This window comes from Burkholderia sp. Se-20373, assembly GCF_017104705.1.
Lineage (GTDB): Bacteria > Pseudomonadota > Gammaproteobacteria > Burkholderiales > Burkholderiaceae > Burkholderia.
Window position 1 is genome coordinate 44,299 of record NZ_JAAGPH010000041.1, and the last position, 10,733, is coordinate 55,031.

The 10,733-nt window shown below is 68.0% G+C and carries 8 protein-coding genes; 2 read left to right on the forward strand and 6 right to left on the reverse strand.

Translation table 11 applies throughout. The features are described 5' to 3' along the window. Positions 1 to 14 precede the first annotated feature (14 nt). Complete coding sequence (locus G3N96_RS16215; protein ID WP_089428610.1) at positions 15 to 920, forward strand: LysR family transcriptional regulator; 906 nt, start codon at positions 15 to 17, stop codon at positions 918 to 920. A gap of 44 nt (positions 921 to 964) precedes the next feature. Here G3N96_RS16215 and G3N96_RS16220 read toward each other — a convergent pair whose 3' ends face one another. From G3N96_RS16220 to G3N96_RS16235, 4 genes are all read right to left on the reverse strand, one after another. Continuing rightward, a complete protein-coding gene (locus G3N96_RS16220) occupies positions 965 to 4,006 on the reverse strand; it encodes an FAD-binding and (Fe-S)-binding domain-containing protein (RefSeq protein ID WP_206137809.1) in 3,042 nt (1,013 codons plus the stop codon). A gap of 40 nt (positions 4,007 to 4,046) precedes the next feature. Continuing rightward, on the reverse strand, positions 4,047 to 4,808 hold the full coding sequence (locus tag G3N96_RS16225) for a 2-keto-4-pentenoate hydratase (protein WP_206137810.1): 762 nt from the start codon (positions 4,806 to 4,808) through the stop codon (positions 4,047 to 4,049). Between the two features lie 54 nt (positions 4,809 to 4,862). Further along, positions 4,863 to 6,137 carry an MFS transporter gene (locus G3N96_RS16230; RefSeq protein ID WP_206137811.1) on the reverse strand — a complete coding sequence of 425 codons (1,275 nt, stop codon included), beginning with the start codon at positions 6,135 to 6,137 and terminating at the stop codon, positions 4,863 to 4,865. Positions 6,138 to 6,284: 147 nt separating this feature from the next. Beyond that, entirely contained in the window at positions 6,285 to 7,505 is a 1,221-nt protein-coding gene (locus G3N96_RS16235; protein ID WP_206137812.1) for an aminotransferase class V-fold PLP-dependent enzyme, read from the reverse strand. A 183-nt stretch (positions 7,506 to 7,688) separates the two neighbouring features. Between G3N96_RS16235 and G3N96_RS16240 the strand changes: the two genes are divergently transcribed. Beyond that, a complete protein-coding gene (locus G3N96_RS16240; RefSeq protein WP_011356610.1) occupies positions 7,689 to 8,393 on the forward strand; it encodes a GntR family transcriptional regulator in 705 nt (234 codons plus the stop codon). A gap of 30 nt (positions 8,394 to 8,423) precedes the next feature. Here G3N96_RS16240 and G3N96_RS16245 read toward each other — a convergent pair whose 3' ends face one another. Both G3N96_RS16245 and G3N96_RS16250 read right to left on the reverse strand, forming a co-directional pair. Next, positions 8,424 to 9,446: an AraC family transcriptional regulator gene (locus tag G3N96_RS16245; RefSeq protein WP_206137813.1), complete on the reverse strand. Its 1,023-nt coding sequence runs from the start codon at positions 9,444 to 9,446 to the stop codon at positions 8,424 to 8,426. Between the two features lie 100 nt (positions 9,447 to 9,546). Next, positions 9,547 to 10,733, reverse strand: a 1,187-nt coding sequence (locus tag G3N96_RS16250; RefSeq protein WP_241022667.1) for a porin, incomplete at its 5' end; no start/stop codon positions are given.

The following is a 10,733-nucleotide window of genomic DNA, read 5'->3' on the forward strand; positions in this document are numbered from 1 at the left end:
AAGGAGATCCGGCGATGCGCCTTTCGAAGATTGACCTGAACCTGTTCGTCGTATTCGACGCGATCTACACCAAGCGCAACCTGACGCGCGCGGCCGAGGTGCTGAACCTCACGCAGCCCGCCGTCAGCAACGCGCTGGCGCGGCTGCGCAAGACCCTGAACGATCCGCTGTTCGTCAGCACGCCGGCCGGGATGATGCCTACGCCGCTGGCCGAGAACATCGTCGGCCGCGTGCGCGAGGCGATGCAGCTGCTCGATTCGAGCGCGCACGAAGGCGACGTGTTCGATCCGGCATCGTCGACGCGTGTGTTCCGGATGAGCATGAGCGACCTGACCGAGGCGCTGCTGCTGCCCGCGCTCGGCGAACTGCTGCAGACGCATGCGCCCGGCATGCACGTGCGCAGCTACACGATGGACCGCCGCGAAGTCGCGACCGCGCTCGCGAACGGTTCGGTCGACCTCGCGATCGACGCACCGCTGATCGGCGATCCGCACCTGCACCAGGCGCTGCTCGTGCGCGACCGCTATGCGTGCATGATCCGCGACGATCACCCGTTCAAGGGCGACACGCTCACCATGGACGACTACCTTGCGATGGGGCACATCCACGTGTCGAGCCGCCGCAAGGGCAGCGGGCACGTCGACGCGGAGCTGACGCGGCTCGGGCTGCGCCGCACGATCCAGATGCGCGTGCAGCACTACATGGTCGCGCCGCTGATCGCGATGCGCGGCGATCTCGCGCTGACGGCGCCGCTGCGGCTGCTGCAGCGCTATCCGGCGCGGATTCTCGAACTGCCGTTCGAGATGCCGGGCCTCGAATACTTCTGCTACTGGCATCGCAGCGCCGATCAGGACCAGGGCAGCCGGTGGCTGCGCGAGCAACTGGTGATGCTGATGGGCGGGATCGGCGACGCGCAGTGATGAACGCGGGTTGAACCGGCATCACCTGCGGGTTGCGATCACCGTCAAAGGCGCAACGCCCGCGCCAGCACCTTCGCCACATGCACGGCCTGCGTCTGCGCGCCGTCCTGGATCTGATGCCGGCAACTCGTGCCGTCGGCGACGACGATCGTCCCTTCGGCCCGCGCCCGCACGACGGGCAGCAGCGACAGCTCGGCCATCGCCTGCGATGCGGCGTAGTGCTCGGCTTCGTACCCGAAGCTACCGGCCATCCCGCAGCACGACGATTCGACCGGCGACACTTTCAACTCGGGTATCCAGCGCAGCACCGTCTGCACCGGCGTGAACGCGCCGAACGCCTTCTGATGGCAGTGGCCGTGCACGAGCGCTTCGTTCGCATCGATCTCGTGTAGCGGCAGCGACAACCGCCCTGCCTGCTGCTCGCGCACGAGAAACTCCTCGAACAGGAACGCGTGGCTCGCGAGCCGCGCGGCTTCGTCGCCATACCCATAGGCCAGAAACTCGTCGCGCATCGACAGCAGGCACGAAGGCTCCAGCCCGACGATCGCGACGCCGCGTTCGAGGTAGGGCCGCAACGTATCGAGCGTGCGCTTCGCCTCGGCCTTCGCTTCGTCGACGAGCCCGGCCGCGAGGAACGTGCGGCCGCAGCACAATGGCCGCTCGCCTTCGCGCACGTTGAAATGCACCGCGTAGCCGGCCGCTTCGAGCACGGCCTGTGCGGCCCGCGCGTTGTCCGGTTCCTGGTAGTTGCTGAACGTATCGACGAAGAGCAGCACTTCGCGGGTGGCAGCGCCAGCTTCCTGAGAAGACGACATGGGGGGCGCACCGGCCACCGCATCCGCCAGAAACGGTCGCGCAAACGCAGGCAGCGCCCGTTGCGGCGCGAGGCCGATCCACCGCTTCATCCACGACGCAACAACCGGCAGGCCGTTCGCGAACGCGATCGCGCCGCGCATCCTTGAAGTCCACGGCGCATAACGCGGCAGATACGCGACGAGCCGTTCACGCAGCGTCGTGCCGTGCTTGCGGTTCCACGCATGCCGCGTCTCGATCTTGAAGCGCGCCATGTCGACGCCCGTCGGGCAATCGCGCTTGCAGCCCTTGCACGACACGCACAGGTCGAGCGCGGCCTTCACGTCGTCGCCGGCGAGGCCATCGGCGCCGAGCTGGCCCGTCACCGCGAGCCGCAGCGTGTTCGCACGGCCGCGCGTCACGTGCTGCTCGTCGCGCGTCACGCGGTAGCTCGGGCACATCGTGCCCGCGTCGAACTTGCGGCAGTGGCCGTTGTTGTTGCACATCTCGACGGCCGACGCGAGCCCGTGCGTGATGTCGGTGCCGGAGCCGGGTGCGGTTTCTTCACCGGTCAACGGATTGCGCGTGACGTTCCACGCCGACCAGTCGAGCGCCGGTTGCAGCGGCAGTGCCGCATAGCCGGGCGCGAAACGAAAATGCTCGCGCGCATCCATCTTCGGCGGATTGACGATCTTGTCCGGGTTGAAGCGGTTGTCGGGATCGAACAGCGTCTTGATCTCCGCGAACGCCGCATTCAGCCGCGGGCCGTACTGCCAGGCGACCCATTCGCCACGGCACAGCCCGTCGCCGTGTTCGCCCGAATACGCGCCCTTGTACTCGCGCACGAGCGCCGCCGCCTCTTCGGCGATCTCGCGCATGCGTGTCGCGCCGTCGCGCCGCATGTCGAGGATCGGCCGCACGTGCAGCGTGCCGACGCTCGCGTGCGCGTACCACGTGCCTTCGGTTTCATGCTTGTGGAACACGTCGGTCAGGCGGCGCGTGTATTCGGCGAGGTGTTCGAGCGGCACCGCGCAATCCTCGATGAACGACACCGGCTTGCCGTCGCCCTTCATGCTCATCATGATGTTCAGCCCGGCCTTGCGTACGTCCCACAGTGCCTTCTGCGCGCTGGCGTCGGTCATCTTCACGACGCTGTCGGGCAAGCCGAGATCGGCCATCAGTTCGGTGAGCCGATCGAGCTGCGTCAGTTGCGCGTCGCGCGATTCGCCGGCGAACTCGACGAGCAGGATCGCCTGCGGCTGCCCGGCCAGCGCCTGTTCGATCACCGGGCGGAACGCGGGGTTCTCCATCGACAGGTCGATCATCGTGCGATCGACGAGTTCGACCGCTACCGGCTTCAGCTTCACGATGTGCTGCGCGGTGTCCATTGCCTGGTAGAAGGTCGGGAAGTTCACGACACCGAGCGCCTTGTGCGCGGGCAGCGGCGCGAGCTTCAGCGTGATCTGCCGGCTGTACGCGAGCGTGCCTTCCGAGCCGACGAGCAGGTGCGCGAGATTCGCGTGACCGTCGTCGGTGTACGCGCGCGGGTTCTGGCAGTCGAACAGGTCGAGGTTGTAGCCGGCCACGCGGCGCAGCACCTTCGGCACGCGCTCGACGAGTTCGTCGCGCTCGCGCTTGGCGATGCGCTCGACGCCGTGCAGCAGGTCGAGCGTGCGGCGGTCGGTCACCGGCTGCGCGAGCGAGCCGAAGCGGCATTCGCTGCCGTCGGCGAGGATCGCGTCGATCGCGACCACGTTGTGCACCATGTTGCCGTACTCGATCGAGCGCGACCCGCACGAGTTGTTGCCGGCCATCCCGCCGATCGTGCATTGCGCGGCCGTCGACACGTCGACCGGAAACCACAGCCCGTGCGGCTTCAGCCACGCGTTCAGGTGATCGAGCACGATGCCGGGCTCGACGGTGACGGTGCGCGCCTGCGCATCGAAGTCGACGATCCGGTTCAGCCACTTGCTGTTGTCGACGACGAGCGCGTCGCCGACCGTCTGCCCGCACTGGCTCGTGCCGGCGCCACGCGCGAGCACGGGGATCTTGCGGTCGCGCGCGATGTCGAGCGCGACCCGCAGGTCGTCCTGGTCGCGCGGCACGACCACGCCGAGCGGCATGATCTGGTAGATCGACGCGTCGGTCGCGTAGCGGCCGCGGCTTGCGCGATCGGCGTGGACGTCGCCGCGCATGTCGCGACGCAGCCGCTCGAACAGCGGCGACAGCGCGGCGCCATGCGACGGCACGAGATGGACGGGGCGAACCAGCGAAGGCGAGACGGCGGATGTCATGGCGGCGGTCGGTATCGGATGGAAGCGGAGCGGGCGGGGATCAGGCGAGGGTCACGCTGACGGGCGGCAGCCCCGGTATGCGGCCGACGGCCATGCCCGCGGCCGGTGGGAAAAACATCCCCGTGTACGAGCCCGTCGTGACGACGGTGCCGGCCGGCAGCGCGATGCCGCGTCGCGACGCGTGATTGACGAGCCACGGCAGCAGGCGGCGCGGGTCGCCTGCGGGGTGGGTGCCCGGTGTCGAGCTGGCGATGTCTTGGCCGTCGAACGAGAAAGCGGGAGCCGGCGCGCCGAACGGGAAATCGTCGCGATAGCCGGTCATCTCGCCGAGTACGAGCGCGCCGTGGTTCTGCAGGTCGGCGAGCTGCGCGACGGGCGCGACGTCCGGCCATTCGCGGAAGCGGCTCGCGACGATCTCGATCGATGCGCCCATCTGCGCGATGCCGTCGGACACTTCATCGTCGGCATATGCGGCCGCACGCGGCGCGAAGTCGCGGCCGAAGCGGAATGCGATCTCCAGTTCGAGGCCGAGCGGCCGGAATGCACTGCGCGGCAGCGTGACGCCGCTCGCATGCCGGCAATCGTCCGGCAGCGGTGCGCCCTGGATCGGGCCATCGGGCTGCTTCGCGCCGACCTTCCACGCGCCGATCGCGGCGCCGCGCTCGGCGAGCAGGTGCGCCTGCACCGCATACGCAGTGTCGGCATCGGCGGGGACGAGTTCCGAAGGCAGCGCGGCGAACGCGATGCCGTGTTGCCAGCCGGCGGCGAGCCGGACGGCGAGATCGTGGGTAGCTTGGGTCATCGTGAGTCACGCGAGGAAAAGGCAGGCGCCGCCGGCGGCCGCGCCCCATTGGCATCAGGCCGGCGAGCGATTGGCGGCCGGTTGTTCGGCGGATGCGTCGGCGAAGCGGCTGTCCGGCTGCATGCGGAACGCGAGCAGCACGCCCACGCCCATCAGCACCATGCTGCCGATGAACGGCAGCTCCCAGCTGCCGAAGCGGTCGATCACGAAGCCGGAGATCACCGGCGACAGGATCGCCGCGAGCGCGGAGCCGGAATTCATCATCCCGCTCGCGGTGCCCGAGTATTCCGGCGCGATGTCCATCGGCACGGCCCACATCGGGCCGATCGTCATTTCCGCGAAGAAGAAGCCGGCCGCGAGGCACGCCATCGACACGTACAGGTGGTGCGTGAACAGCAGCGGCAACAGCGCCAGCAGCGTGAGCAGCATGCAGATCGACACCATCCAGCTGCGCGCCCGCTTGAGGCTGCCGGTGCGCGCGTAGACGCGGTCGGTGACGATGCCGCCGAGCGTGTCGCCGATCACGCCCGCGAAGAACACCGCGGACGCGAAGACGGCCGATTTCTTCAGGTCGAGGTCGTAGCTGTGCAGGAAATACTGCGGAATCCAGCTCAGGAACAGCCACAGCGTCCAGCCGTAGCAGAAGTACACGATCGTGACGGGCATCATCCGGCGGAACAGCGGGCCCCACGGCACGTTCGCGGGCTTCTGCTTCGGTGGCGGCAGCGCATCGAGTTCGGCCTGCGTGATGCGCGGGTGATCCTTCGGGTGTTCGGTGTAGACGAGCGCCCACACCGCGACCCACACGATGCTGATTACGCCGCAGATGTAGAACGATTCGCGCCATCCGTACACGGCCATCACCGCGACGACCGCGGCCGGCGCGACCGCGTTGCCGACGCGCGAGAACGCATGCGTGATGCCCTGCGCGAAGCCGCGCTTCTCGCGCGGCACCCAGCGCGACATCGCCGACGTGGCCGCCGGAAATGTCGCGCCTTCGCCGAGCCCGAGCAACAGGCGTGCGGCGAGCAGCGACGCGAGGCCGCCGGCCATCCCGGTGAGCAGCGTCGCGACGGCCCACAGCAGCCCGCATGCGAGCAGCGTGCGGCGCGCGCCGAAGCGGTCGCTGACCCAGCCGCCGATGATCTGGAACACGAGGTACGGATACGCGAACGCGGAGAACACGAGACCGATCTCCGTCTTGTTCAGCCCGAATTCCCGGCCGAACCCGGCGGCGGCCGTGCTCACGTTCACGCGATCGAGGTACGTGATGAAGTACATCACGCATAGCATCACCAGCACGATGCCGGTCGCCCGGAACAGCTTCATGTTGTGTCTCCTTGATGTTGTCTGGCTTGCCGCTGCAACCGCGCCGGCTCTGGGGCCGCTTTCGTGCCGATGCAGCACGGCCGCGCGTCGTGCGGGCCGCAAATGGGAGTGAGCGGTGTGCCCGCGGCGGGCCGCGGGCACACGCGGTCAGGCCGCCTCGCGCAGCGCGGGCGTGTGCGTGTTGGTGGCGAGCGTGTCCATCGCCGCGACGACGCCGCTCGCGGCCACCGGCACGCCGGCGAGCTTCAACCCCATCTCGCAGCCGGCGAGCGTGGCCATCAGCGTGAGGTCGTTGCAGTCGCCGAGATGGCCGATGCGGAACATCTTGCCGCGCATCTTGCCGAGCGCCTGCCCGAGCGACATGTCGAAGCGTTCGTAGATCAGCTTGCGCACCGCGTCCGCGTCGACGCCGTCGGGCATCATCACGCCGGTCAGCACGGGGCTGTAGACGGCCGGGTCCGCGCACTGGATCTCGAGGCCCCATGCACGCACCGCGCGGCGCGTCGCTTCCGCGAGCCGCTGGTGGCGCGCGAACACGTTGTCGAGCCCTTCGCCGAGGATCATGTCGAGCGCTTCCGCGAGGCCGTACAGCAGGTTGGTGTTCGGCGTGTACGGCCAGTAGCCGTTCCTGTTCGCCTCGATGATCTCGTGCCAGCCCCAGAACGCGCGCGGCAGTCTGGCGTGCTCGCTCGCGGCGAGCGCCTTCGGCGACACCGCGTTGAAGCTGATGCCGGGCGGCAGCATCAACCCTTTCTGCGAACCCGACACAGTGACGTCCACGCCCCATTCGTCATGGCGATAGTCGGCCGACGCGAGCCCCGAGATCGTGTCGACCATCAGCAGCGCCGGGTGACCGGCCGCGTCGATCGCGCGGCGCACGGCCGCGATGTCGGAGGTGACGCCCGTGGACGTTTCGTTGTGCACCACGCACACGGCCTTGATCACGTGCGCGGTGTCGGCGCGCAGGCGCGCTTCGATCATGTCGGGCTGTACGCCGCGGCGCCAGCCTTCGATGCCCGGCAGCCCGAGGAATTCGGGTTTCAGGCCCAGCGCCTCGGCCATCTTCTTCCACAGTGTCGCGAAGTGGCCCGTCTCGAACATCAGCACGGGATCGCCGGCGCTCAGCGTGTTGGTCAGCGCGGCTTCCCATGCGCCGGTACCCGACGCCGGATAGATGATCACCGGCTGCGTGGTCTTGAAGATCTTCTTGATGCCGGCCAGCACCTTCAGGCCGAGCGCGCCGAATTCGGGGCCACGGTGGTCGATGGTCGGATAGCTCATCGCGCGCAGGATGCGGTCGGGCACCGGGCTCGGCCCGGGAATCTGCAGGAAATGGCGGCCGGACGGGTGGAAGTCGAGGTGCGGCATGGTCGTTTTGTCTCCTTGGTTGCATTTTGAATTTTGCATGCAAAATACTTTAGCAGAGCGATCCCGGCAAAACCAAGCGCTGATTTCGCCGAAAATGCCGGTGTTTACCCGACATTGGTGGGGAGATATTCGGGGCGGGCGAGTTGCAGTAGAATCGCGGGAAGCACGAAGGAAGGATTTTGCATGCAAGATTTGAATGATCTGGAGCCTGTCGGCACCGCGCCGGCACTGCCGAAACTGGAGCGGCAGCGGCTGCACGACACGGTCGTGGAGCACCTGCGCAAATTCATCGTCGAGGGCGTGCTCACGCCGGGCATGCGGCTGAACGAGCGCGAGCTGTGCGAGACGCTCGGCATCTCGCGCACGCCGCTGCGCGAGGCGTTCAAGGTGCTGGCGGCCGAGGGGCTGCTGGTGCTGTCGCCGAATCGCGGCGCGAGCGTGTACCGGATGAGCGAATCGGAGATCCGCGAGACCTTCGAGCTGATGTCGGGGCTGGAGGCGTTTTCAGGCGAGCTGGCATGCGAGCGCATCACACCCGCGGAACTCGCGGAGATCAAGGCGCTGCATTACTCGATGCTCGCGTGCCGGATGCAGAACGACCTGCCCGGCTACTACAGCCGCAACCAGGAAATCCACGACCGCATCAACGAGGCCGCGCGCAACTCGGCGCTGCGCGCCACGTACCAGTCGATCAACCGCCGGATCATGTCGATGCGGTTCCGCTCGAACCAGCACGTCGAGAAGTGGGATCGCGCGGTGCACGATCACGAGGAGATGATCAAGGCGCTGGAGGCGCGCGACGGCAAGGCGCTCGCGGCGATCCTGCGGCGGCATCTGCTGGAGAAGCGCGACGCGGTGTTGCTGCTGCACGCGGAAGCGGACGCGTAGTCACGCGCCGCGCCCCGGCGCGCGTGACGTTCACGCGGGCGTGCGCTGCCCCTCTCTCGGCCCGTGCCCCGTCCACCGCTTGAACGCGCGCCGGAAGTTGTGCGCGTCGCTGAACCCGACTTCGTGCGCGACGTCCTCGATCGACAGCCGCGGGTTGCTCAGCAGCGTGAATGCGCGCTTGCGGCGGATCGTGTCGATCACCGTCTGATACGACACGCCCTGATCGGCGAGCCGCCGCCGGAGTGTGCGCTCGCTCATGCACAGCTGCGCGGCGATCTCGGCAAGCGACGGCGCGTGCCGCAGGTCGCGCCGCATGATCCGTTCGATCGATTCGAGAAATTCGGTGCCTTCGGGTTCGGGCGGCAGCGCGTCCTGCAGGAATTCGAGCGCTTGCCGATGCGCGAGCGGATCGTGGGTCGCGATCGGGCGGTTGCCGAGCGCCGCGTCGCATGAGAACAGGTTCTGCTCCTGTTCGAACCGCACCGGGCACGGGAACACGCGCGCATATTGCTCCGCATAGGCCGGCGGCGGGTAGCTGAGATCGACGCCCTTCGGCTGGAACGCGGGGCCGACGAGCGAACGCCCGATCTTCATGAAGCTGCCGAACGCTTCCTCGACGAGGAACGCCTCGATGTCGGGTTCGAGGAATACGTTGGTCGCGCGGATCGACAGCGTGCGTGCATCCGACGTCACGTCGAAGCGCAACAGCGGCCCCGTGTGGCGCTGCAGTTCCATCCCGACCGCGATCGCGTCCTTCAGCGTCGGGCTCGTCAGCATCGCATAGCCGACCAGGCCGATCGACGCGATCGTCTCGCTCGTGCCGAGTTCGAGGCCGAGCGCCCGCCCCGGCGCCATCTCGAGCGCGCGGCGGATCATCGTGCTCGCCTGGCGCAAGGAAATCCGGCACGACGGATTCGACAGGTCCGCGACGTCGAAGCCGAGCCCAAGGCACAGCCGCGTGGGGTCGATGCCCAGTTCCTTGCTTGTCTCCGCGAGGCACCGCAACAGATGGACCGGCAGATTCGCCGTCGTATAACGGTCGGGTTCGTCCATGGATGCTCCGTATTTTTTTCCATGGATTGTACTCGTCCCGCCCGCCCGGAAACCCGGCGCCGCCCCGGCCGCGATTGCCCACATCCGGCGCGGCCCCGTGTCAGAAGTAGTGGCGCAGGCCGACCGTCGCGCCGAGCTGCGTGGTGCTCGTACTCGGCGACTGTCCATTGATGCCGACCAGCTGCGCGCCGACCAGGCCGCCGCGATAGATCGCGTAGTCGACTTCCGCATAGAGCATGCTGCGCTTCGACAGGCTGTAGCCGGCGATCACCTGGAACTGGCGCGCGCGGCCGTCGAAGTCCGGCGTGTAGCCCGACTGCGTGGTCCACCATGCGTTGACGGCGGCCGTGAACGCCGGCGTGAACCGGTAGGTCAACCCCGCGAGCGCCATCTTGCGGCGCCGGAACCCGCCGGGCGTCGACGGATCGACCACCTGCGCGGGCGAGATGATGCCGAGCGCGGCGAGATCGGTCGAGCTGAACGGGCCGTTCTCGAACGACGTGAAGTCGTTGTCGCGCGCGTTCTCGATATAGCCGGCGTTGACGGTCGCGTTGCCGAGCGTCACCGAGCCGCCGCCGCCGTAGATATCGAACTTGGCGTGCGTGACGTCGTCCCAACTGCGCATGAACGACGCGCCGACCGTGAACGGCCCCTTGTCCGGCGCATACGCGACCGCCGCACCGGCCTGGCCGCCCAGCACGCCGCCGCCTGCATGGCCGCCCGGCGCGTACTGCGCGAGCAGGTACAGGCTGCCGAGCTGCGCACCGTACTGGATCATGTTGCTGGTGCGCGAGCCCGCGAGCATCGTCTGCTCGGGCTTGAACAGGTTGAAGTACGGATCCTGCGGGCCGGCCCACAGGTTCGAGCCGTAAGTCAGCGACACCATCTCGAACGGCACGTTGTACTGGCGGCCGAGTGCGAGCTGGCCGAGCGACGTCGACGTGAGCCCCACGTACGCGACCTGGAAGAAGTTCGGCGCGCCGGCCGGCACGATCGCGCCGCTGTTCGGGCCGAAGTGGCTTTCCACGTTGAACTGCGCGGACAGCCCGCCGCCGAGATCCTCCTGCCCCTTGAGGCCCCAGTAGCTTTCCGTCAGGCCGCCGCCGTCGGCCATCGAGATCTTGCGGCCCGTTGACACCGGCGCGCCGTCGGCGCCGTAGGACACGCCGTGGGTTTCGTAGCGGATGCCCGCATCGATCACGCCGTACAGCGTCACGTTGCTTTGCGCGTGCGCACCGGTACTGGCCAGGATCATCATCGCGCAGCACGCGGCGCGAACGCTATCGT